Raw genomic sequence first — 23,354 nt, 5'->3', positions numbered from 1 at the left:
CGATTGTGAGCAAGCAGACCCTGTCGCCGGCCGAACCCTATTTCAATCCTCATGTCGAAGCACTGCCGAAGTACAACGCCGGCCTGAGTTTGGCCGCAGCCCGCGCTGTGAGCGGTCTGGAGCGAATCGCGCGGTTGGCGAGCAATGAGAATCCGTACGGCTGTTCGCCGGCTGTTCTGGAGGCACTGGCCAATGGTGCCGTCGAGCTGTGGCGCTATTCCGATCCTGGCTGCGAGTCGCTGCGTGCGGCGCTCGGAAAGCGTCTCGGCACCGAGCCGGAGAACATCGTGGTCGGGAATGGCTCGGAAGAGATGATTGCCGCTGCGTCGCGCGCGTTTCTGAGTGCAGGCTGTACTGCGCTCACGGTCGCGCCGTGTTTTGGCCTGCATGAGATCGAACCGCTGGCGGTCGGAGCCCGCGTTACGAAGGTTCCAATGACAGCGGACCTCGACTTCGACGTCGCCGCTCTGGAGGCCGCGCTGGCGCAGGCACCCAATATTCTGTTTCTACCGACGCCCTGGAATCCAGTTGGCGCTGCGTTGGATCATGATGGCCTGGCGCGCGTGATCGAGGCTACGCCTGCCACGACAATGTTCGTGCTCGACGAGGCCTATCGCGAGTTCGTGTCCGACGCAGTTCCCGACGGCCTGGAAATGTTGCGACAGGCCCGCCGTCCTTATGTGGTCCTGCGTACGTTCTCAAAGGCATTTGGCTTGGCTGGACTGCGTGTCGGCTACGCAGTGTGCTCCAGTTCCAGGATCGCGAGGATGCTTGCCGCTGCCAAGACACCGTTCAATGTAAACGCTGCGGCACAGGCGGCGGCGGTCGCGGCACTCGACGACGAAGCATGGATGAGAAATTCCGTGGCTGGCATTACCGCCGAGCGCGAGCGCATGTCCAAGGCACTGCGCGATCTCGGTCTGCGCGTCGCCCGATCGGAAGGAAATTTCTTGTTCTTCGACGCCGCTCGCGACAGCGTGCAGGTGGCGGCAGCGCTGCTCAAGGCCGGCGTAGTCGTCAAGCCTTGGCTGGAGCCGAACTATCAGACCTTCATCCGCGTCTCGACCGGCACGACGGCTGAGAACGATCAGTTCCTCGACGCCCTGGCCGCGATCGTGCGATAGAGTCGAATCAAATATACGGACGCCGGAGAACGCGCCGCCGAGAGTGTCAACACGCCCGGCGGCACATCCATCAGAAGACAGTCGCGTGCGCCGAGCTCGATCTCGGCTTGGCTTTCAATGGCGCAGCTCACATCGCCCGTTTCACAGAACAGCAGCGACTGCTCCGGGCCAACGCTCAGCGTCAGCTGACGGTCAATGGTCAGACGATCGACCCTGTGACGATAGCGGCCACGACGCGTCATTACATTGAGGTCGGTGATCGCTTCCGCAAGGAGCCGCGCGTGAACGCCAAGATCGGCGGGGAAGCGGAACGGCGCGCTGTCTCGCGTGACGGTGCGAATGCCCCCGTCTGCGCCAAAGTCCAGTTCCATGCCGCGTCCATCGATAACACACAACGTGCGGTCGATGTTCGGGAAGATCGAGAACGGACCATCCTGCGCGACCACCGCCATGCTGACGCGCCATTCCAGCGTATCGAGCGTCGAGCCCGGCGGCGAGATTGCGATCTCGAATGTTTCTCCGCCGCCGTTCTTCCATGGCATTCGCTGATACGCGGACGCTCGTAAAACCTTCAACTCGACACTCCTATCAGCGGTCAGTGATGCCGGGCAAGTCCAGCTCGCGCTCGCGCGCGCAGTCGATCGCGATATCGTAACCCGCATCGGCGTGACGCATGACGCCGGTGCCCGGATCGTTCCACAGCACGCGAGCGAGGCGAGCGTCCGCTTCTTTCGAGCCGTCGCAGACGATGACCATGCCAGCGTGCTGTGAGAACCCCATGCCCACGCCGCCGCCGTGATGCAACGACACCCAGGTCGCGCCCGAGGCCGTATTCAGCAGCGCATTGAGCAACGGCCAATCGGAAACCGCATCCGAGCCGTCCTGCATTGCCTCGGTCTCGCGATTGGGCGAGGCGACCGAGCCGGAATCGAGGTGATCGCGGCCGATCACGATCGGTGCCTTCAGTTCGCCGCTAGCGACCATTTGATTGAACGCGCGACCGAGCCGATCGCGCTGGCCGAGACCGACCCAGCAGATGCGCGCCGGCAGACCTTGAAAATGAATGCGCTCGCGCGCCATGTCCAGCCAGTTGTGCAGGTGCGGATCGTCCGGAATCAGCTCCTTCACCTTTTGATCGGTGCGGTAGATGTCTTCCGGATCACCCGACAACGCCGCCCAGCGGAACGGCCCGACACCGCGGCAGAACAGCGGCCGAATGTAAGCGGGCACGAAGCCGGGGAACGCAAATGCGTCGGTGACACCGCGGTCGAAAGCGACCTGGCGAATGTTGTTGCCATAGTCGAAAGTTGGGATGCCGAGGCGATGGAATTCGAGCATCGCTCGGACATGCACCGCCATCGAAGTCTTCGCGGCCTCCGCGACACCAGACGGATCTTTGGCACGCGCCTCATCCCAATCCTCGACGGTCCATCCCAGGGGGAGATACCCATTCACGGGATCGTGCGCCGATGTTTGATCGGTGACCGCGTCGGGTCGCACGCCTCGGCGCAACAGTTTGGGGAGCACGTCGGCGGCGTTACCGCGGAGCGCGACGGAGATCGCCTTGCCGGTGCGCCGAGAGTCTTCGAGAATATTGAGCGCCTCATCGAGATCCTTCGCGCACACATCCACGTAGCCGGTGCGCAGACGGAAGTCGATGCTGGACTGGCGACATTCGATCGCGAGACAGCTGGCACCTGCCATGGTTGCGGCGAGCGGCTGCGCGCCGCCCATTCCGCCCAGACCGGCGGTCAGAATCCAGCGGCCGCGCAGATTGCCGCCGTAATGGCGACGCCCCATCTCGACGAATGTTTCATATGTGCCTTGCACGATGCCTTGCGAACCGATGTAGATCCACGAGCCGGCCGTCATCTGGCCGTACATCATGAGTCCTTTGCGATCCAGCTCACTGAAGTGCTCCCAGTTCGCCCAGTGCGGCACCAGATTCGAGTTGGCGAGCAGCACGCGCGGCGCATCGCGATGCGTGCGGAACACACCGACCGGCTTGCCCGACTGGATCAGCAAGGTTTGATCGTCCTCGAGCCGGCGCAGCGTCGCAACGATGCGATCGAAGCTATCCCAGTCCCGGGCCGCGCGACCGATGCCGCCGTAAACGACCAACTCCTCGGGACGCTCCGCGACGTCCGGATCAAGATTGTTCATCAGCATTCGCAGCGGTGCTTCGGTGAGCCAGCTGCGGGCGCTGAGAGTCTGGCCGCGCGGCGCGCGGATGGTGCGGGACTTATCGATTCTGCGCATGGGAAATACCTGCTTGGACGTAGGCCGGCTTCAGAGCGAATTCGATGCAGCGGCCGAGCACCGTTTCCAGCACGGTGCGCAGCGGCTTTGCGAAATCCAGATCGAATGGCGCCGGCCAGTTCTCTGGCGACACGGGACCGGTCGGCTCGTCGATGTAGCCGCGGCAGGCAAGCTCCATCTGCACTGCGTGGACACCTTCGGCGGGCCGGCCATGGAAGCGAGTGATGTAGCCACCCTTGAAGCGGCCATTCAAAACGTGACTGAAATTGGAGCTCGCGCAGGCCGCGACGACGGCGTCGCTCAACGCCGGGGCGCATGACTGGCCATCGTTGGTGCCGATGTTGAACTGCGGCAGCTCGCCGTCGAACAGGCGCGGAATGTGGGAGCGAATCGAATGGCAATCGTAAAGAACGATGTTGGCATGCCGCTGGCGAAGTCGCTCGATCTCGCTGCGTAGCGCCGCGTGATAGGGATCGAAGTATTGCAGACGCCGTTCCTCGATCTCTGCAGGCGTGACTGTCGCGTTGTCGAGATACAGAGGCTCACCGTCGAATGTCGTTCCCGGGCACAACTCAGTCGTCGCGCGCCCCGGATACAAAGATCGTCCCGAGGGATCGCGATTAACGTCGATAACGCTGCGAGAAACCGTCGTACGCACGATCGTCACATCGAGCGCTGTCGCGAAGCCATACAGCTGATCGATCCACCAGTCCGCGTCGCGCCGGGCCAGCCATGGCGAAACGAAACGGGACTCGAAGCCGCGCAGATCAATGCCGGAATGCGGCATGCTGAGCAGCAGCGGCGCAGCACCCCGCCGGATCGATAGCCATTCGGAGTGCATCAATGCGTCTCGCGAAGAACCTGAGGCAAGGGCAGGCCGGCAGCGGCGATGATCGCGCCACTACGCACCAGCGAGGTCGCCTGTTCCATATCCGGATAGATGTAACGATCATCCTCGAGCATCGGCACCCGCTCGCGCAGCGTGCTGCGGGCGGATTCGAGCGGCACGCTGGTCTGTAAGGGCGCGCGGAAATCGCAGGCTTGCGCAGCCATCAGCAGCTCGATGCCGATCACGGCGGTCGCATTGTCGATCATCGGCAACAGCCGGCGCGCGCCATGAGCCGCCATGGAAACGTGATCCTCTTGATTGGCGGACGTCGGAATCGAGTCGACACTGGCTGGATAGGCGCGCTGTTTGTTCTCCGACACGAGCGCTGCGGCCGTGACCTGCGGAATCATGAAGCCGGAGTTGAGGCCGGGGCGCGGCGTGAGAAATGCCGGCAGGCCAGACAGCACCGGATCGATCAGCATGGCAATGCGGCGCTCGGCAATCGAACCAATCTCGCATACCGCGATCGCGATCATGTCGGCCGCGAAGGCAACTGCTTCCGCATGAAAGTTGCCGCCGGACAGCGCTTCATTCTCATCCGCGAAAATGAGCGGATTGTCAGATACACCGTTAGCTTCAGTCGTAAGGAACGTGGCGGCGTTGCGTAACATATCCAGACACGCACCCATGACCTGCGGCTGGCAGCGCAGGCAATAGGGATCTTGTACGCGATCGTCGTTTACCAGATGCGACGCACGCAGGGCGCTGCCTGCCATCAGCTCGCGCAATGCTCGAGCCGCTTCGATCTGGCCTCGATGTTTTCGTAGCGCATGAATGCGCGGGTCGAACGGAGTATCGGTGCCGCGGGCCGCGTCGGTCGAAAGCGCGCCGGTGACCAGCGCCGTTTGAAACAGAACTTCCGCCTCGAACAACGCGGCGAGTGCAACCGCGGTCGAGAATTGCGTGCCATTCAGTAGCGCTAGACCTTCTTTCGGCGCCAGCGTCAGCGGTTGCAGATTCGCACGCGCCAAGCCTTCGGTCGCGGGCACACGGCCCGAGGGCGTATCGACTTCGCCGACACCGATCATCGCAGCCGTCATGTGGGCGAGCGGAGCCAGATCGCCGGAGGCGCCCACTGAACCTTGCGCTGGCACGACCGGAACAATCTCCGCAGAGAGCATCGTCTCCAGGAACTCCAGCGTGCGGGGCTGCACGCCCGATGCGCCTTGACCGAGGCTTGCGAGCTTGAGCGCCATCATCAATCGGACGATGCGGGTTGGCAGCGGATCGCCGGTGCCGGCGGCGTGCGACAAAACGATATTTTTTTGCAGGCGGCTGAGGTCTGCATCCTCGATGCGCACCGTCGCGAGCTTGCCGAAGCCAGTGTTGATACCGTAAACCGGCTCGCCGCGCGCGAGAATCCTCGCGACCGCGGTTGCTCCCTTCTCGACCGCCGCTCGGCAGGAGGCATCGAGCCGCGGCGTGGCGCCACGATAGACCGCTCGCCAATCTTCGAGGGACGTGGCACCGGGCTGCAATACGATTGCAATCATCGACCTCTCCAGAAACGCGAATGCAGCGGGTTGAAGCCGATCCGATAGACCAGCTCGGCGGGCGCATCGATGTCCCATACGGCAAAGTCTGCGAGCTTGCCGGCTTCCAGCGTGCCGGTCTCGCTCTCCAGACCCAAGGCGCGCGCTGCTTCACGCGTTGTGCCGATCAAACATTCTTCTACGGTGAGTCGAAACTGCGTCGCCGCCATGTTCATGGCGAGCAACAGCGACGTGAGCGGGGAGGTGCCGGGATTGCAATCGGTCGCGACGGCAATCGGCACGCCATGCCGGCGCAGCAGGTCCAACTGGCGGCAAGGGTTTTCTCCCGCAAGAAAAAAATAGAAAGGCGCCAAGGCAGCAGCACGGCCACGGTCCCGGCGTGAGCCATCGCTGCCACGCTGAGCTCATCGGAAAATTCCAAGTGATCCGCCGACAGTGCAACGTGCTCCGCCGCCAATCGCCCGCCGCCGAGATTGGACAGCTGATCGGCATGCAGCCGCACGCGCAATCCGTGCTTGGCCGCAGCTTCGAACACGCGTGAGATTTGCGCAGGCGAGAACGCGATGTTTTCGCAAAACCCATCGACCGAATCGATCAGTCCTTCGGCCGCCAGGGCGGGCAGCATGGATTCAACCACGCTGTCGATATATGCATCGGCATTCCCCGACATCTCCGGCGGTATCGCGTGCGCGCCGAGAAAGGTCGTGTGGACATGAACATTACGAAGTCGACCCAGCTCGCGCGCGGCTTGCAGCATGCGACGCTCGGTGTCGAGATCGAGTCCGTAACCGGATTTGATCTCGATCGCGGTGAGGCCCTCGTCGATCAAGACATCCAGACGGCGTAGCGCGTCGGCGACCAACCCTTCTGTCGTCGCGGCGCGCGTGGCACGCAATGTCGAGATGATACCGCCGCCGGCAGCTGCGATCTCCTGATAAGTAGCGCCACGCTGACGCAGCTCGAACTCCTGGGCTCGATCGCCAGCATGGATGAGATGCGTGTGGCAGTCGACGAGGCCCGGCGTGATCCATCGACCTTCGCAATCTATTTCATCGCGCGACGCATCGCCCGACGGCGGCAGGTCGCGCTCGGGGCCAGCGAACACGATGCGCTCACCACGGATGAGCAGCGCGCCCTTTGTTACGACGCCAATACCCATCGCACCTCGCGCCATGGTCGCGAGCCGCGCATTGCGCCACAGACGTTCCTGCGTGGGCTGTCGGTCGAGGGCAGTGGCGATCATCGGTGTATCGGAGCATCGAGCCTGTCGAAGTGTTATTGTATAGTCATATAATCGATACCGAGAAAGCAAGGGCTGCGCGCGTATCGCGGGAGTTGGCGCAATGACTGTTTTGTATACTGAGCAACTGCTCACGACGACGGGCTGGGTGCAATCGTCCCGTTTGCACCTCGATGGCGCGCGTATCGCAAAGATCGAGAGTGATGTTGCGCCAAAGGTGGGCGATGAGCGTCATCAAGTGATCGTGCCGACGATGCCGAATCTGCACAGCCATGCATTTCAACGCGGCATGGCCGGTCTCGCCGAAACTCGCGGCCGAAGCGAGGACAATTTCTGGAGCTGGCGCGACACGATGTATCGATTTGCCTCGCGCATGTCGCCGGAGCACCTGCAGGCAATCGCCGCGCAGGCCTACGTCGAAATGCTCGAAGCGGGCTTCGGTCGCGTCGGCGAATTTCACTATCTCCATCATGATATCGGTGGTCGCCGCTTTGGCGATCCGGCAGAGATGGTGGGGCGCATCGCTGCGGCCGCCGGCGAGACCGGCATCGCGCTGACGCTACTACCGGTGTTCTATGCTCATGCCTCGTTCGGCGGCCAGACGCCGAGCGAGGGACAGGCACGCTTTATTCACGATGTCGAAAGTTATGCACGCCTGCTGGAGCGCTGCCGTGAAGTAGTCGCGACGCTACCGGCGAGCGTGGTTGGTGTCGCGCCGCACAGTCTGCGAGCAGTAACGCCTGGGGAGCTCGCCGCAGTAGTGCGCATGTTGCCGGACGCGCCCGTGCACATTCACATCGCCGAACAACAGAACGAGGTTCGCGACTGCCTCGCCTGGTCGGGTCTGCGGCCGGTACGATGGTTGCTGGACAATGCCGCAGTGGATTCGCGGTGGTGCCTGGTGCACGCGACCCATGTGGATACTGGCGAGATCGAAGCCATCGCGCGCAGTGGCGCGACGGTCGGACTCTGCCCGGTGACGGAGGCAAATCTGGGCGATGGCATCTTTCCCGCGGCCGACTTTGCTGCCGCTGGCGGTCAGTTCGGCATCGGCACCGATTCGAATGTATGCATCAGTCTGTCAGGCGAGCTATCCCTTCTGGAGTACACTCAGCGGCTGTCGCTCGGGATCCGCAACGTGATCGGCCTGGAAGGCCACTCGACCGGCATGGCGCTATATCGACGCGCGCTGTCGGGAGGAGGGCGGGCGCTCGGCGCGCCGCAGACAGGGCTGATCGAAGGCGCAGCCGCCGATCTGGTGAGCCTGTCGCGACGCGAACCGGCCATGATATGCCGTTCGGGCGATGCGCTGATCGACTCGTGGCTGTTTGCCACTGGCGGCGGCGTCGTCGATTGTGTTTGGGTGAGTGGCGTCAAGCAGATCGAACGCGGTCGACATCGGTCGCGCGACTCGGTGCGCGACGCTTATGAGAGAACGATGCAGGAGTTGTGCGCTTGAAGGAAAAGAAAAAGCGGGCTTCGATGAATACGGCCGCGGCCGCTCGAAGTGACAAACAGACCGGTCAGGCGATTTCGCTGCATCAACGCATTTTATCGGACATCCAGGGCAACATCCTGTCCGGCCGCTGGGAGCCCGGTCGGCGGATTCCGGTCGAGCTGGAGCTGATGGAGCAATACGGCTGTTCGCGGATGACCGTCAACAAGGTCCTCACGCAGCTGGCCCAGGCTGGGATCATCGAGCGGCGGCGCAAGTTCGGCAGCTTCGTCAGCCGCCCGCACTCGCAGTCCGCGGTGCTGTCCATCCCGGACATCAAGACCGAAGTCGATGCGCTCGGCATGCCCTATAGCTTTGAAATAGTGGAGCGCCACAAACGCCGCGCGACGCGCGAGGATCGCGCCTTGCTGAACAGCGACGAGGCGCTGCCCGTGCTGGAGCTGGTGTGCCGGCATTTCGCGAAGGATCAGCCGTTCTGCATCGAGTACCGCTTGATCAACCTGCAGTCGGTGGCCGGCGCTGCAACGGAACCCTTCGCCGATATATCTCCCGGCGCTTGGTTGTTGCAGCAGGTTCCCTGGAACGTCGCCGAGCATCGCATTCGCGCGTCGGGCGCCAGCGCCGAGGAAGCCGCGCAACTGAAGATCAAATCGGGTAGCCCGTGCCTCATCGTCGAGCGCACGACGCGCAGCCTGACCTCGGCGATCACTTTCGTGCGGCTGACCTATCCAGGCAATCTGCACGAACTGGTCGCCACGTTCACATCGCTGACTTCGTCGTCACGCTCGGTGTGACGGCAGCGCGCTCCTGGCAAGATCCTGCTGGCGCCGACCGGCAGCGATGAGCGAGTTGCGAAAATCGGCGCAGCGCTGCCGCTCCAGCGTGCCGCGCTCCCAGGCCAGAAAATAGGATTCCGGCAGGCTCAGACGCCGGTCGATGGGGACCACCAGGCGTCCCCGGTGAACGTGCTCGGCGATCATCGAGATCTGCCCGAGCACGAAGCCGCCACCATCTTGAGCCGCATCGATCGCCGCGCTCGCGAGCGAGAAAGTCAGACGCGCCGGCTGCCGGGGTGGGGCGAGACCGGCCGACCATGCCCAGTCGGCCCAGGTCGGCGGCGGGCGATGGCGGCTGTCCCAGAGGATCTCGATCAACGAGCACTCGAGAATGTCGGCTGCGTTTTCCACCGGATGCCGCCGCAGGAACTCCGGCGAGCAAACTGGCACAACCGCATCACCAAACAATTCCGAAAAGCGCTCGTAGCGGCGCGCGTCGGCGCCGTAGCAAATTCGAAAGTCGATGCCTTCATCCTGCAACACCGGCTCTCGTTCCGAGCCGATGAGTCGCAGATTTACCGCGCCGTGATTCGAGCTCCACTCCAACAACAAGCGCTGCAGCCACAGCGCGAGCGGCGGCGGAGCACTGAGCACGATGCCTTGCTTGGCGCGGGCGATTTGAAGCCGGTGCTGCGCGCGACGTAGTTCGTTGAACGCTGTCCGTACCTGCTCGTAGTACATGCGGCCCCACGATGTGAGAGTGAGCGAGCGTCCATCGCGCTCGAGCAGGCGCGTGCCCAACTCACGTTCGATCTTGCGCAACTGCTGACTGATCGCACCGGACGAAACGCCCAGCTCGTCCGCGGCCGCGGCGACGCTGCCACAGCGAACGATGGCTTCGAACGCCTGAATCGCGCGCATCGGCGGCAATGCCGCGCCTGTTTGCTGCGTGTCGTGCGTCTGCCTGTCGTGCGATCGAATGGACATCTAATAATGCGCAACGCAATGGTGCAAACGGAATGTGAAATGCGCCGTCACGGATCATGGCCCGCGTCCCGGTAAAAATAATGTACAGGCATTTGAATTGGTTTGTATAGACGTTATAGTCGAGACACATCGGCAACGAAGCCGTGCAGAGGAATTAGGCAGTGATGAATGGGGTAGTGCATGGTTCTGGCGAAACTTGCGGGTCGCTCTCTGCTGGCCCTCGCATTGAGCGCGCTGCTGTCCGCCGCGCCGGCGGCAGCCGACAGCAATGAGCGCACGGAGCTCGAGCACGGCGAATATCTGGTCCGCGCCGCGAACTGCGTAAGCTGCCATACGCAACCGGGCGGCGCTGTCTTTGCAGGCGGCGTGCCATTCCCCACGGATTTCGGCACGATCTATTCGACCAACATTACGCCGGATGAAACCACCGGCATCGGCGGCTGGAGCTTCCAGCAGTTCGAGTCCGCCATGCGTCGCGGACTGCGGCCCGACGGCCGGCATCTGTATCCGGCTTTTCCTTATCCCAGCTTCACCAAGATCGACGACGCGGATCTGCGTGCGCTGTACGCCTACTTCATGAGTCTCAAACCGGTGAGCGCGCCGGCCAGGACAAACGAGCTGAACTTTCCATACAGCCAGCGTGGCCTGCTCAGGGTGTGGAAGTCGATGTACTTCGAGGAGGGACGTTTCGTTCCTGATGCGGGGCGTTCGGCGCAGTGGAATCGCGGAGCCTATCTGGTCGAAGCATTGGCTCATTGCAGTGCCTGCCATTCACCGCGCAACTTCTTGGGCGCGGAGCGGGCAGATGCGCTCTACACCGGCGGCATCCTGCAGGAAATCGATGAAGAGCGCGGCCCGGTCGTGCGCGGCGCTCCCAATCTCACGCCGTCGCCGCACGGTCTCGGTGCATGGTCGGAAGAGGACATCGCGAATTACTTGAAGCTCGGCAGCAATACGCGCACCCATGTCATGGGGACCATGAACGAGGTCGTGTTGAACAGCACCCGTCATCTGTCCGAAGCGGACACACGCGCAATGGCCACTTACCTGAAGAGTCTTCCGGCGCAGGCTGGCAGCAACGCCCGCCCGAGCAAGACAGTTATGGAGCAGGGCGCGAGGCAGTACGACATTCATTGCGGCACCTGTCATTTGCCGACCGGCCAGGGCTCGGCAGACACCGGCCCGTCGCTGGCTGGCAGCCCGTTTGCACAAGCTCCGGACCCCTCGTCGCTGATCGATCTAGTGCTCAATGGTCCGCGATTGCCGGTCGAGCCGCCGTCGAGTGAATGGCGCATGCACGCGTGGCAGACGATGCCGGCCTTCGCTCAGAAACTCAGCGACGAGCAGGCCGCGGCGTTGCTCACCTTCGTGCGCAATTCCTGGGGCAATGCCGCTGGCGAGGTCGCACCGAAGGACATTGATCGGCTGCGATGACGTCGCAAGTGGTGCGCCACGCGTCGCACACGCACCGCTGTTGGGCGATCAAGGGCGGCGTTTAGCCCCGCTAAATGATGCCGACTCGGCGCTCATTGATAGGCGCCGGCCGGTTGAACAGACTCTAAATCCGAGGCATGGGTGACGATGGATCTACTGGTAATCGCTTTGTACATGGCCGGGATGATCGGCATCGGCTGGTACGCGAAAACTCGCGCGCGTACCCAGGCCGACTTTCTCGTCGCCGGCCGACGGCTCGGACCCGTGCTCTATGCCGGAACGCTTGCCGCGCTGGTGATGGGCGGCGGTGCCACGCTCGGCGGCATCGGGCTTGGCTATCAACATGGCTTGTCGGGAGTGTGGCTGGTGTTCTCGATGTCCACCGGCGTGGCGCTCATCAGCCTGGTGCTCGCGCCGTTGATCAATCGACTGCGGGTCTACACCGTCAGCCAGATGCTGGAGCTTCGCTACGGTGAGATGGGCACCGTCGTGTCGGGTATCGTGATGATGGCCTACACGTTGATGATCGCGGTGACCTCGACCATCGCCTACGGCGCCATCTTCTCCGTGTTGTTCGATATCGAAAAGGTGCCGGCAATCCTGATCGGCAGCAGCGTCGTGATCGTGTACTCGGTGCTCGGCGGCATGTGGTCGATCACGTTCACCGACATCGTGCAGTTCGTGCTCAAGACGATCGGTATGTTTCTCATTCTGTTGCCCATGGCTTTGTATAGCGCCGGCGGCTTCGCCGGTCTGCACGAGCGCCTGCCTCCCGAAGCGTTCGACTGGACCGCCATCGGCGCCGGCAAGATCTTCACGTACGTCGTGCTGTATGTGCCGACCATGGTCATCGGTCAGGATCTGTGGCAGCGAGTCTTCACGGCACGCAGCGATTCCGTTGCTCGCTGGGCGGGTCTTGCGGCTGCAGGCTATGGCTTTGCCTATGGCATCGCCGGCGCCTTGATCGGCATGGCCGCGAAAGTGTTGCTGCCCGGACTCGAAGGCCGCGATCAGGTCTACACCGAAATCGTTCGGCACGTGCTGCCCGTGGGGCTGGCCGGGCTCGTGGTCGCAGGCGCCTTGTCGGCCATCATGTCGACTTCGAGCGGCGCGCTGATCGCGACAGCGACAGTGGCGAAAGAAGACGTGCACGGCCGGCGTCGCGACGGTGCCAGCGATCAGCACGATGAAGTCCGTCACAGCCGCGTCTATATCGTCATCTTCGGCCTCGCCATGGCGGTGATCGCCTGCCTGCTGCAGGACGTGATCGCCGGTTTGACGATCGCCTCGGACATCCTGGTCGGTGGGCTGATGGTCGCCGTGCTTGGCGGCATGGTGTGGCGACGCGCGACGGCACGGGGCGCGATCGCCAGCATCTTCGCCGGAATGGCGGGAACGCTGGGCACGATGGCCGTGCTGGGCGATATCTACGCAAACCTTCCCATTTATGTAGGGCTGGCGGCCAGCCTGGCCTTTTTCATCGCCGGCAGCTTGTTCGACAAGCCCACGCCCGCAGCGGTACTCGCCGGCTGGGACGAGCGCGTGCGCGTGAAGCCGCGTCCATCCAGCGATGAAACATTGAGTGGCGGCGTGGTGGATTCACTGGAACGTGCCCGGCCATGACTGCCTTGCTGACCCGACACAACCAGCTTCAGAGGTTTTAAATGCGGCAACGAGTGCGTGTTTTTGCGGTCGGTGTGGTGGCGGTCGCGGCCATCGGCGCCGCCGCTGCCGTGGGTCTAATAAACAGCAACCGAGAGCCGCAGTCGAAGGGGACGCCTGCGTCGCTGCGGCTGCTCACCGAACAGCAATACTTGAACACGGTGATGTATGTGTTCGGGCCGAACGTGAAACCGACGGCAAACTTTGCCGCCGTGCCTCGCGTCGACGGCCTGCTCAACAGCGGCACCGCCGTCGCCGGCATCACCGATACTCAACTGGAGATCTACCAGAAGACGGCGGGGAAGGTCGCGGCCGAGATCGTGCGCGAGGAAAGTCGCGGATATCTAGTGTCTTGCTCACCAGCCGCGACGGATGCGGCCGATCCGGAATGTGCACGCACATTCCTCTCGCAGGTAGGACCGCTGCTGTACCGGCGGCCGGTGCCGCCCGAGCGCCTCGAAGCGATCATCGATGAAGCAAATGCAGCCGCGGCGTCATTGAAAGATTTCTACCAGGGCCTGAGCGTCGCGATCGAAGGACTGCTGCTCAGTCCGAGCGTGCTGCTGGTCGCGGAGCATTCCGAGCCCGATCCCGATCGACCGGGCGAACAGCGCTTGGATGCCTACTCGCTGGCGACCCGGCTCAGTTTGTTCCTGTGGAATGCCGCGCCGGATGCGCAGTTGCTGAAGGCTGCCGAGAGCGGTGAGCTGCATACGCGCAAGGGTCTCAAGCGCGAAGTGGATCGCATGCTCGCCAGCCCACGACTCGAAACAGGTGTGCGTGCGTTGTTCGACGACATGTTCGCCTTCGAACAGTTCGCGACCCTGGCGAAGGACAATCTGATCTATCCAATCTTCTCCGGTGAAACCGCGGTCGACGCGCGCGAGCAAACATTGCGGACCGCCGTCGATCATCTGGTCACGCAACGCAAGGACTATCGCGATCTGTTCACAACACGCCAGACGTTCATGTCGCCGTCGCTGGCTCCAATCTATCAAGTGCCTGCACCCGGCCCGGGTTGGGCACCGTTCGAATTCCCGGCCGACAGCCCGCGCGCGGGTCTGCTGACGCAGATCAGTTTCCTCGCTCTGCATTCGCATCCGGGACGCAGCTCGGCGACGATGCGCGGCAAGGCCTTGCGTGAAGTGTTCCTGTGTCAGGAGGTGCCGAAGCCGCCGCCGAATGTCGATTTCTCCGCGATTCAGAATCCGGATCCAAACATCAAGACCGCGCGCGAGCGTGTGAACTTCCATCTGCAGGATCCAGGCTGCGCCGGCTGTCATCGCATCACCGATCCGATGGGATTGACGATGGAGGCGTTCGATGGCTCGGGTGGTTTCCGCGACACGGAGAACGACGCACCGATCGATACCAGCGGCAACCTCGATGGCGTCGAATTCACCGATGCCGCGGGACTAGGCGAGGCGCTGCGCGACAATCCGCAACTGCCCTGGTGCATGGTGCGCCGTGCCTTTGCCTATGGCACCGGGACGCCGAGCGACGAGAACGACCGGCGCGTACTGGAGTATCTATCCGAGCGGTTCGAAGCCGACGGTTATGTGCTGCCCGATCTGCTGCGTGAGATCGCACTCAGCCGTGCGTTCAGTAAGGTGTATACGCGTCGCGAGCGCGTGATCCATCCGCTACCCGACCTGAAGTCAGCGCAGCGCCCGTCACAACTGACGGTAGCCACCGAGCCCGCGTCACCCGCCCCGCAATCTCCGACATCGAGGTAGCTCATACCATGAAAGCAAATAAGCTCAGCCGACGGCGCATGCTGCGAGGAATGTTGGGCGGCACCGCGGTTGCGGTCGGCCTGCCGCTGCTCGATTGTTTCCTGAACGACAATGCCACGGCGATGGCCGACGGTCGTCCCATGCCGGTACGTTTCGGCACCTGGTTCTGGGGCCTCGGCGCCACCAACAACATCTTCGTCCCGCAGAAAACGGGTACCAGCTATGACCTTCCGGAGCAGCTCGCACCGGTCGCGCGGGTTCGTGAGCATGTCAATCTGATCACCAATCTCACCGCGTTCCGCGATGGCGAACCAAATCTATGTCACTACTCCGGATGGGTGATCGGCCGCACCGGCGCCGCGCCCAAGTCCGGCGGCCAGCGGCCGGGCGAGACCATCGATATCACGATCGCGAATCAGATCGGTCGCACGACACGGTTCCGCACGCTGACTGCCGCTGCGACAGGCGACTTCCGCAACACTGTCAGCTATGAGACGCCGAATGCGCCAAACCCGCCGGAGATTTCACCGATGGATTTCTACGCGCGCCTGTTCGGTGCCGACTTCCAGGATCCGAATTCGCCGGAGTTCAAGCCGAATCCGCGGCTGATGGCTCGTCGCAGCGTGCTGTCCGGCGTGATGGGAGAGATCAAATCGCTGGAAAGGTCAGTGGGCGCCTCGGATCGCCAACGCCTGGATCAGTACTTCAGCGGGCTGCGACATCTGGAGCATCAGTTCGATCAGCAGCTGACCCGGCCCGAGCCGATCGCCGCCTGTCATGCGCCGCCGAAGCTCTCGAGCGAGTCGCCGATGGGAGGCGAGGCCGATATGGTAAAGATCAGACATCGCATGATGACCCAGCTGATGGTGATGGCTGTCGCCTGCGACCAGACGCGTGTATTCAACATGAGCTACTCGAACGCGCAGGCGAATACCACACGCGCCGGTTTCGACAAGCCGCATCACACGACCACTCACGAGGAGCCGATCGACGGCACGCTCGGTTATCAACCCCACTGCGCCTGGTTCGCGCATCGTGCCATCGAGGAGTGGGCCTACTTCGTCGAGGCATTCACGAAGGTTCGCGAAGGCGAGGGCACGCTGCTCGACAACGTCCTGATCTATGCCAACACCGATCACGGCGACGCGCGCATTCATTCCCTCGACAAATTGGTCGCGTTTACGGCGGGTCGCGGCGGCGGCCGTGTGAAGACCGGGCTGCACGTGAATGCGGAGGCGACCGGCGTCTCACGAGTCGGCTACACGATGTTGCGGACCATGGGCGTCGAGGTTCCGACTTGGGGCAGCAAGAGCAACATGACTTCCAGTCCTCTCAGCGAGATTCTGGTGTGAGCGGTTCAAACATTCGCAACGTATTGGCGGGTCTGTCCTCGCTGTGGCTGTCGGCCGCGGCGCTGGCGGCGACGCAGAAGACCGAATCGTACGAGCCCGTGCCGATGCCACCGGGATTCCAGGTGGTGGTCAGCGAACTGGAAGGGCCCGTCTTCGCGGACGCTAAAGGTCACACGCTATATCAATGGCCCGTGAAGCCATTGCGTAACGGCGCAGTCGGCGAGCGCAAGGGACAGCCAACCTGCGACAGCACCAAGTACAAAGTGAACTCCGGACTGATGAGTCCGTATCCACCCGGCCTGGAATTGCCAGAAGTCGAGACGCGGCCCAGCTGTCTCGACGTGTGGCCGGCAGTGACCGCGGACAAGGAAGCGAAGCCGATCGGGAAGTGGACCATCATTGAGCGCAAAGATGGCTTTCGTCAGTGGGCCTACGACGGTTACGCGCTCTATACCTCGGTGCTCGACGAACAGCCAGGCGACGTAAACGGCGGCACGCTGCGCAGAACCGGCGGCGACGGGCCGGGCACTCGCAAACCGGTCGGGCCGCCGCCGATGGTGCCGCCGCAATTCGAGATCTTGCCATTGCTGTCGGGCCGCATGCTGGTCACGAGTGAAGGCAATTCGGTGTACGCATCCTCGAAGGACAGCCCGGGAAAATCGAACTGTCAGGGTACGTGCGCGCGCGCGTGGAAACCGATTGCCGCACCGGCGTATGCGAAGGATCGTGGCGACTTCACGATCATTGAACGCGAGCCTGGCATTCGTCAGTGGGCATTCCGCCAGCAGCCGTTATATACGCGCGTGGCAGACGAGTTCTTCCATAGCCAGCGCGGCAGTGACGAGCCGGGTTGGAACAATGTGTATACGCAGCGCGCTCCCGAGCCACCGTCCGACTTTACGGTGCAGGACACTTACTCGGGCATTGTATTGGCGGACAGTCGGGGCAAGACCGTATATGTCTACAACTGCGGCGATGACGCGCTCGATCAGCTTGCTTGCGATCATCCGAACTCGCCCCAGGCGTATCGGCTGACGGTATGCGGCGGCGGCGATCCCAAGCGCTGTCTCAATACCTTTCCATATGTGCCCGCTCCCGAGAACGCGAAGAGCACCAGCCGTTTGTGGAGCGTAATGTATATCGATCCCATGACCGGCAAGATCGCCCAACCTCAGCAAGCAGGCGCGCTGCGCGTCTGGGCGTTCCGTAAGCGGCCGGTATATACGATGTGGCGTGATCGCGGACCCGGCGAGCTGCATGGTGACAGCTGGGGCGAGTTCTATGGCTACCGCAACGGCTACAAAGCGTTCTGGTTGCGCGATGACTACGACAACAACGCGGAGTGACAATATGATCGACTTTCGTTTGCTGCCGAAAGTAGCGCTCGCGGCGCTGGCACTGCCGTTGTTGACGACCGCGGCGTCGCCGCGGGCGGAGGAAACAAAGAAAGCGGCGGTCGCAGTTCCCGAGGATTGGGCACCGCCGGGCGGGCGCATCGGCTATGTGCTGTGGGACGAGTACTGGGGCATTCGAGAAACGGAAGGCGGCAAGGAAGAATGTCCCAATGGCTGGAATATCGGACCGCGCGAGCAGTTCGCGATCCTGTATCCGGAGAAGGGCAAGCCGCGCAAGCTGATCGACACGCAGCTCGCTTACGAATCGCAGGTCTGGTTTCCGGACACCCAGCCAGATGGATTCGAATATCACGAAGCCACTGGTAAATACGCGTTGGGCATCGATCTCGATGGCAAGAACTCGCCCGAGGACTTCATCAGCGACGACGGCCGTACCGGCATCGACAATCAGCTGTTCCGCGTCGTCGGCTGCGTGCGCAACTATCGGAAGGAAGGCGAGCTCGGCATCATCACTACCAAGTGGCGCCAGCAGAATCGATTCAATCGCGTGGTCTTCGAGCTGAGCAACGTCGACAGTCTCAAGAACGATCCGGACGTCACCGTTTCCTATTACCGCACGCTGGATCATCTGCTCGCCGACTCGACCGGACACTTTCTGCCCGGCGGCTCGCAACGGATCGACACGCGTTTCGGCACGCGGTTTCATGTCAGCACCAAGGGCCGCATCGTCAATGGCGTGCTCGAGACCGATCCGGTCGACCTGGAGCTGCCGGAGCTGGCGCTGTCGGACCCGTCCATCATCAAGTTCAAGGGCATGAAGCTGCGCCTGACATTGACGCCTGAGAAAGCCGAGGGTGTGCTCGGCGGCTACGCGGACGTGGAGCAGTGGTACTACGCGATGAACACGTCGTGGGCCACCCATCACGCGAGTTACGGCCAGGCGTCGGCGCCGTCCATTTATCGTGCGCTACGCAAGCTCGCCGACGGTTATCCTGATCCGAAGACCGGTGAGAACACCGCGATCTCCGCGGCGATGGATATCAAGCTCGTGCAGGTTTACGTGATCCATCCGGAAACCGAGAGCCTGATGTCGTCGCGCTGAGCGTCCGCACCTGTCCCGCATGCACACAGATGCGCGCGCCGCCTCTCGGGCGCGCCTACCCTCCGTGCGCCGATGACCTACGTGGACCGGCCTCTTTCCTTGTGTAACTGCCAAGCTCAAATTGTGAGACCTCCGAGAGTCCTGCGGCTTACGCACGCCCGGCAGGCGTAATTGCTCCGGTCTCGGAGAACGCACGAGTCGTCAGACGATACGCCGGGCATGAAAGGTGCTTTGCCATGGCAATGAACGTGGGCGGCGGGGGCGAAGGCGAACCCATGCTGGACATCAACACCACGCCATTGATCGACGTGATGCTGGTGCTATTGATCATGTTCATCATCACGTTGCCGGTGCTGACGCACGCCGTGAAGTTGGATATGCCCTCGGCCAGGACGCCGCCGCCAGATCAGATCCAAACTCAACCCATCCGCGTCGACATCGACTGGGACGGTACGGTGCTGTGGGACGGCAACGTAGTTACTCTTGATGAGTTGGAAGGTTACTTCCGGGCCGAAGCGGCGCGGCGCCCACAGCCCGAGTTGCACGTGCGTCCGGACCGTCGTGCGGCGTACGACACAGTGGCGAAGGTGCTGGCAATCGCGCAACGCAATGGCATGCAGCGCATCGGGTTCGTCGGCAACGAGCAATTCATGAATGAATGAATTAGTGTCGGCGTCGAACAACTCGAAAGCCGCTCCAGCTGGAACACCACACAGCCAAGTGAGCCCAAAGACACGCCCCTCCGTGGAGGGGCGTGATGCTAAGGGCCTGCGCCATGCGGAGCCCGCATTACAAAAAGTCAGCGGCCCAAGTAGTTCATCAGCCAGGTCATGGCGGGGCGCTGCGTGCCGTTGCTGTTGATCAACCCGCTGCCGTTCACCCATGTGCTGCCAACCACGTATCCCCAGAGGGTGATGCCCGCCACGGACGGATGATTGCGGAACAGCGGGAATTGCGTCTGCATGATCTGCAACTGCTCCTGATCGTTGGTTCTGGCGACGTCGTACTCCGTGATGTAGATCGGGAGGCCCAGCGCGGCCACCTGATTCAGCTTGCTCTGGATGCTGCTTAGAGACTGGCCCTCCAGACCGTGACCCTGCGCGCCCAGAGCGTCGACGACGCCGGCGTTGACGGCCGGAGTGGCCATCTGGATGAACCTGTCGGTGTCCCAGCTCAGCACATTGTAGTCATTGAGGATCAGGACGGCGTTGGGGCAGTACTGCCGCGCCAGTTGGAAGGAGCGGATGATCCAATTGCTGCCGAACGCGTTCTGCGCAAACCCGGCCGGTGCGTGGCCTGGCGTGGCCTCATTGACCACGTCGATCAGCGCCGTTTTCGGATAACGCGCGCAGTAGTCGCGAATCCATTCCTCGATCTCCGCGGCCTGTTCGGACGCGCTCAGCGAGTTGATCCAGCTCGGCGCCTGATTGCCCCAAATGAAGGTGTGGTGCTTGAACGGGATGTTGTTCGCTATCGCGTAGTTGTACGCCCGGTCCAGGCCGCTCCAGTTATAGACATCCCGCGTCGCTTCGACCGTGCCCCACTTGCCCTCGTTCTCCGGCGTGATCTGATCCCAGTACCGGATGAAATCGGACCTGACGGCGCCGTTGGTCGTGATGTTGCCGACGAAAAACGCCGGCAGAGGTCCGGTGCCGCCGCCATTGACGTTCCCGAATCCAATGACGCCGTTACAGTGCATCCATTCGCTGAAGCTGCCGCCACCACAACTGCCATTCGCGTAGACCGCGGTGTTCTGGCTCTGAGCCTCCGCCTGACGCGTTTGTCCGTTGACGACGATGTAGTCCACCTGCACGTCGCGGCCACTGGCATCGTTGGTGAACGCCACCGTGATCGCACCGGTGAGGGTGGTCGACGCGGTGTAGTCCTGGAAGCTCGTCGTCAGTGTCCAGGTCGCAAGATTGGTATTGTCGACGCCTAAGGTGATGGACTCGCCGCCCGCAGTACCACGCGCACGAACGACGATGCTGTTGGCTGAATTGGCGACCGGGCCATAGCCAATCGCACCGTTGCAATGCATCCATTCGCTGTTCGAGCCGCCGCCGCAACTGCCATTCGCGTACACCCCGGTGTTGTAACTCTGGTTCTCCGACTGGCGGGTCTCCCCGTTGACGACGATGTAGTCCACTTGCACGTCGCGGCCACTGGCATCGTTGGTAAACGCGACCGTAATGCCGCCGGTAAGGCTCGTCGATGCGGTGTAGTTCTGGTAGCTCGTCGTCAGCGTCCAGCTCGCCACGTTGGCATTATCGACCCGCAGCGAGATCGTTTCGCCGCCGGCTGTGCCGCGGGCGCGCACCACGATTGTGGAATTACTTTGAGCGTCAGCCTCCGTGACGAGCCCCGTTGCAAACAGGGCAGCGATCGCAATCACTCCTGCCGCCAGGATCCTCGTGGGGGCTAACACCCACTTCGAATGCCCGGCTTTGATTCTTGATCGTTCCATCTGATGATCCCCCTTCGGTTTTCCAAAGTTATCGCTAACAAAATTGGCTTCGTGATTCCCTCCGACAGATACGGCTCGACAAACAGTTAGCAGGAAGAGTTGGTCTGGGTCAGCAATCCCATCCGCCAGGGCAGGCGGATGTAGTCACCGCCGGCGTTCGGATCCTGTCCTTGATACAGGAACTGCAACCGGCACGGACTCAACGGCATCGTCTGGTCGTTACCCATCCGGATCAGCTCCCCATGGCTGAAGTCCCGAGTCCAGGCGGTGCCATTGAACGTGACAGTGTTGGATCGAGCGAAGGGGTTCGACTCGGTTGCCAGGTGCGGGGTCCACGACCCTGAGAGGCTGCTCGACGTGAACGAGCGATACCAACGCCGCCCATCCGACCCGATCGCTTCCTGTAACAGCAGATATTGGTTGGTACCGGTTACCTTGTAGACCGCTGTGCCCTCGAACAACGCGAAGCGCGAATCTTCCTGTAAACGCAAATCGCCGTGTTGCCGAAAGCCGTTGGGGGAAAAATTCGCCAGCGTCGTCTGCGACCGATAGATGTGTCCGTTGTCGTCGCTGGAAAACAAGTAACAATTGGCGGTATCGCAAATCATCCAGAAGTCCAGCCACGAACCATTGCCCTTGTTCTGCGTCACGATCGCCGGCTCACTACTCATGAAGTTTCGTGGCGTCGTCCACGAGCGAGGATTACTCGGATCCGTGCTGGTCGAATAGGTTGGCAGGCCGGTTTGGTAGAGCAGATACCACAGGTTCTGTGGCGCGAAGTAGAAGACATGAGGGGCGGCACGATATCCGCGACCGATGGGCGTTGCCGTATCCAGATACGTATGCGTCGCCGCGTTCGCCTGCGGCCAATCCGCAAACGAGAAATGCACCAGGTTCCACCCCTGCGACGGACTCGCTGTCGTCGCGTAGACCTGCCACGCGTTGTTGTGCCGTACTACCGTGAAATCCTTGATGGCTACTACATCGCCATGCGTGGAGTCCGGCTTCGGACCCGCCAACACACCGCTGGAGCTCCATCGAATCGACGATGGCAACGTTCCACCGGGCGTCGTTCCGTCCACGCGGACGAGCTGCCATTGCTGGTTGGCGCCGTTCCAGTCGAAGTACTGCACGACGCTCGCGCCATCGGCGGTCGAGGCGCCTTGCACCTCGACGACCTTGTTGCTGTTGCGGTTGATGAGCCGTACATAGCCGCCGTCCGAGTCCGAGAGACGGAACTGCTGATTGGCACCGTTTGTATCTGTCCACTGTACGATCGCGGCGCCATCCGCGCTGGACCAGTTGAAAACATCGAGCACTTTGCCCGAATGTCGTGACTTGAGCCGGTAGTAGCCGCCGCCCGAGTCCACGAACTGCCACTGCTGCCACGCTCCGTCGTTGCGCGTCCATTGCGCGATGATCGCACCGTCGTTGGTTGCGAGGTTATATAAATCCAACGCCTTGCCACTATGCCGATTCACGAGCACGTACCACGCGGCGGTATCCACCGTGGCCGCCGAGGCGGGTGGCGCTGCTACCGTTCCCAACGTGATAACAATGACAAGCGTCGCTGCCAGTGCGCTCAGGCCTGAGCGCCAGCCACCGCGATGACGTCCGAAAAGCGCAACATCCATGTTTGCTTCCCCCTGCGCACCACGCGCGAATAATCGTTGGTCGCGAACGGCACTTCTCGCATCGAGAGCTGTGCGGAGGTACAAGCGCTCGCCGATTTAGAGTACCCCACGTCGCGCGCGAATTTCAATAAAGAAAACCTTTTCATCGGCAATTTTTTGAGACTGCCGTCAGCGCGCAGTCCGCAACGATTCGCCTCGCCGGTCCGACAGCGCAAGAGGGAGGGAAGGGCGCAGTGAGCGGGGTGACGCCGAGCGTCACTCCGCGTGTCTCGTGGTCCTTTCTTGCTGGCTGTGCTGTTGCTGCTCTGGACGAAATTCGAACCCATGGTGTTGTATTGTCCGGAAAAGCTGATGCACGATGTGCGCTGAACGACAATGGTCACCGACAGCG

At 62.2% G+C, this 23,354-nt stretch carries 17 protein-coding genes and 1 pseudogene; 10 read left to right on the top strand and 8 right to left on the bottom strand.

What is annotated here, in order from left to right; translation table 11 throughout:
• The first annotated feature begins 5 nt into the window (after positions 1-5).
• Positions 6-1,124, top strand: a complete 1,119-nt coding sequence (gene hisC / locus D0550_RS22560) for a histidinol-phosphate transaminase (protein WP_241520883.1) — start codon at positions 6-8, stop codon at positions 1,122-1,124.
• On the opposite strand, the gene D0550_RS22555 is transcribed toward hisC, so the two are convergent.
• The 5 genes and pseudogenes from D0550_RS22555 to hutI all read right to left on the bottom strand — a co-directional run bounded on the left by D0550_RS22555 (position 1,088) and on the right by hutI (position 7,008).
• Positions 1,088-1,666 carry a HutD/Ves family protein gene (locus D0550_RS22555; protein ID WP_170134683.1) on the bottom strand — a complete coding sequence of 193 codons (579 nt, stop codon included), beginning with the start codon at positions 1,664-1,666 and terminating at the stop codon, positions 1,088-1,090. The genes hisC and D0550_RS22555 overlap by 37 nt on opposite strands.
• Positions 1,667-1,712: 46 nt before the next feature.
• Positions 1,713-3,383, bottom strand: a complete 1,671-nt coding sequence (gene hutU / locus D0550_RS22550) for a urocanate hydratase (protein ID WP_116811443.1) — start codon at positions 3,381-3,383, stop codon at positions 1,713-1,715.
• Complete coding sequence (gene hutG / locus D0550_RS22545; RefSeq protein ID WP_116811442.1) at positions 3,367-4,224, bottom strand: N-formylglutamate deformylase; 858 nt, start codon at positions 4,222-4,224, stop codon at positions 3,367-3,369. Before hutG ends, hutU begins: the two co-directional genes overlap by 17 nt.
• The gene (gene hutH / locus D0550_RS22540; protein ID WP_116811441.1) at positions 4,224-5,765 is read right to left on the bottom strand and encodes a histidine ammonia-lyase; all 1,542 of its coding nucleotides are present in this window, start codon (positions 5,763-5,765) and stop codon (positions 4,224-4,226) included. The genes hutG and hutH overlap by 1 nt, the downstream gene beginning before the upstream one ends.
• Positions 5,762-7,008 (bottom strand): annotated as a pseudogene (gene hutI, locus D0550_RS22535) (imidazolonepropionase). The gene hutH and the pseudogene hutI overlap by 4 nt, the downstream one beginning before the upstream one ends.
• A 100-nt stretch (positions 7,009-7,108) precedes the next feature.
• Here hutI and D0550_RS22530 point away from each other — a divergent pair.
• Positions 7,109-8,464 (top strand): formimidoylglutamate deiminase, encoded by a 1,356-nt coding sequence (locus D0550_RS22530; protein ID WP_116811440.1) that lies wholly within the window; start codon positions 7,109-7,111, stop codon positions 8,462-8,464.
• Positions 8,461-9,255 (top strand): histidine utilization repressor, encoded by a 795-nt coding sequence (hutC, locus tag D0550_RS22525; protein ID WP_241520880.1) that lies wholly within the window; start codon positions 8,461-8,463, stop codon positions 9,253-9,255. The genes D0550_RS22530 and hutC overlap by 4 nt, the downstream gene beginning before the upstream one ends.
• Here hutC and D0550_RS22520 read toward each other — a convergent pair.
• Positions 9,241-10,224: a LysR family transcriptional regulator gene (locus D0550_RS22520; protein ID WP_116811438.1), complete on the bottom strand. Its 984-nt coding sequence runs from the start codon at positions 10,222-10,224 to the stop codon at positions 9,241-9,243. The two genes, hutC and D0550_RS22520, sit on opposite strands and share 15 nt — an antisense overlap.
• Positions 10,225-10,404: 180 nt before the next feature.
• Here D0550_RS22520 and D0550_RS22515 point away from each other — a divergent pair, with 180 nt between their 5' ends.
• From D0550_RS22515 to D0550_RS22485, 7 genes are all read left to right on the top strand, one after another.
• A complete protein-coding gene (locus D0550_RS22515; RefSeq protein ID WP_116811437.1) occupies positions 10,405-11,658 on the top strand; it encodes a cytochrome c in 1,254 nt (417 codons plus the stop codon).
• Positions 11,659-11,805: 147 nt separating this feature from the next.
• Positions 11,806-13,281 (top strand): sodium:solute symporter family protein, encoded by a 1,476-nt coding sequence (locus D0550_RS22510; RefSeq protein ID WP_116811436.1) that lies wholly within the window; start codon positions 11,806-11,808, stop codon positions 13,279-13,281.
• A gap of 41 nt (positions 13,282-13,322) precedes the next feature.
• A complete protein-coding gene (locus tag D0550_RS22505; RefSeq protein WP_116811435.1) occupies positions 13,323-15,056 on the top strand; it encodes a DUF1592 domain-containing protein in 1,734 nt (577 codons plus the stop codon).
• 8 nt (positions 15,057-15,064) lie between these two features.
• A complete protein-coding gene (locus tag D0550_RS22500) occupies positions 15,065-16,408 on the top strand; it encodes a DUF1552 domain-containing protein (RefSeq protein ID WP_116811434.1) in 1,344 nt (447 codons plus the stop codon).
• Positions 16,405-17,754 (top strand): COG4315 family predicted lipoprotein, encoded by a 1,350-nt coding sequence (locus D0550_RS22495; protein WP_241520879.1) that lies wholly within the window; start codon positions 16,405-16,407, stop codon positions 17,752-17,754. Before D0550_RS22500 ends, D0550_RS22495 begins: the two co-directional genes overlap by 4 nt.
• A gap of 4 nt (positions 17,755-17,758) precedes the next feature.
• Positions 17,759-18,865 (top strand): hypothetical protein, encoded by a 1,107-nt coding sequence (locus D0550_RS22490; protein WP_241520878.1) that lies wholly within the window; start codon positions 17,759-17,761, stop codon positions 18,863-18,865.
• 236 nt (positions 18,866-19,101) lie between these two features.
• Complete coding sequence (locus D0550_RS22485; protein WP_116811432.1) at positions 19,102-19,527, top strand: ExbD/TolR family protein; 426 nt, start codon at positions 19,102-19,104, stop codon at positions 19,525-19,527.
• 137 nt (positions 19,528-19,664) lie between these two features.
• On the opposite strand, the gene D0550_RS22480 is transcribed toward D0550_RS22485, so the two are convergent.
• Both D0550_RS22480 and D0550_RS22475 read right to left on the bottom strand, forming a co-directional pair.
• A complete protein-coding gene (locus tag D0550_RS22480; protein ID WP_116811431.1) occupies positions 19,665-21,329 on the bottom strand; it encodes an endo-1,4-beta-xylanase in 1,665 nt (554 codons plus the stop codon).
• A gap of 86 nt (positions 21,330-21,415) precedes the next feature.
• The gene (locus tag D0550_RS22475; protein WP_116811430.1) at positions 21,416-22,963 is read right to left on the bottom strand and encodes a non-reducing end alpha-L-arabinofuranosidase family hydrolase; all 1,548 of its coding nucleotides are present in this window, start codon (positions 22,961-22,963) and stop codon (positions 21,416-21,418) included.
• Positions 22,964-23,354: the final 391 nt, after the last annotated feature.

It is taken from the genome of Steroidobacter cummioxidans, assembly GCF_003104955.1.
Note: the sequence above shows the minus strand (reverse complement) of the source record. Positions and strands in the feature narration are given on the sequence as shown.

Excerpts from the sequence above, each read along its gene's own strand:
- D0550_RS22555 (WP_170134683.1), bottom strand. The coding sequence starts at position 1,666 with ATGCCATGGAAGAACGGCGGCGGAGAAACATTCGAGATCGCAATCTCG.
- hutU (WP_116811443.1), bottom strand. The coding sequence starts at position 3,383 with ATGCGCAGAATCGATAAGTCCCGCACCATCCGCGCGCCGCGCGGCCAG.
- hutG (WP_116811442.1), bottom strand. The coding sequence starts at position 4,224 with ATGCACTCCGAATGGCTATCGATCCGGCGGGGTGCTGCGCCGCTGCTG.
- hutH (WP_116811441.1), bottom strand. The coding sequence starts at position 5,765 with ATGATTGCAATCGTATTGCAGCCCGGTGCCACGTCCCTCGAAGATTGG.
- D0550_RS22530 (WP_116811440.1), top strand. The coding sequence starts at position 7,109 with ATGACTGTTTTGTATACTGAGCAACTGCTCACGACGACGGGCTGGGTG.
- D0550_RS22520 (WP_116811438.1), bottom strand. The coding sequence starts at position 10,224 with ATGTCCATTCGATCGCACGACAGGCAGACGCACGACACGCAGCAAACA.
- D0550_RS22515 (WP_116811437.1), top strand. The coding sequence starts at position 10,405 with ATGGTTCTGGCGAAACTTGCGGGTCGCTCTCTGCTGGCCCTCGCATTG.
- D0550_RS22510 (WP_116811436.1), top strand. The coding sequence starts at position 11,806 with ATGGATCTACTGGTAATCGCTTTGTACATGGCCGGGATGATCGGCATC.
- D0550_RS22505 (WP_116811435.1), top strand. The coding sequence starts at position 13,323 with ATGCGGCAACGAGTGCGTGTTTTTGCGGTCGGTGTGGTGGCGGTCGCG.
- D0550_RS22500 (WP_116811434.1), top strand. The coding sequence starts at position 15,065 with ATGAAAGCAAATAAGCTCAGCCGACGGCGCATGCTGCGAGGAATGTTG.
- D0550_RS22490 (WP_241520878.1), top strand. The coding sequence starts at position 17,759 with ATGATCGACTTTCGTTTGCTGCCGAAAGTAGCGCTCGCGGCGCTGGCA.
- D0550_RS22485 (WP_116811432.1), top strand. The coding sequence starts at position 19,102 with ATGGCAATGAACGTGGGCGGCGGGGGCGAAGGCGAACCCATGCTGGAC.
- D0550_RS22480 (WP_116811431.1), bottom strand. The coding sequence starts at position 21,329 with ATGGAACGATCAAGAATCAAAGCCGGGCATTCGAAGTGGGTGTTAGCC.
- D0550_RS22475 (WP_116811430.1), bottom strand. The coding sequence starts at position 22,963 with ATGGATGTTGCGCTTTTCGGACGTCATCGCGGTGGCTGGCGCTCAGGC.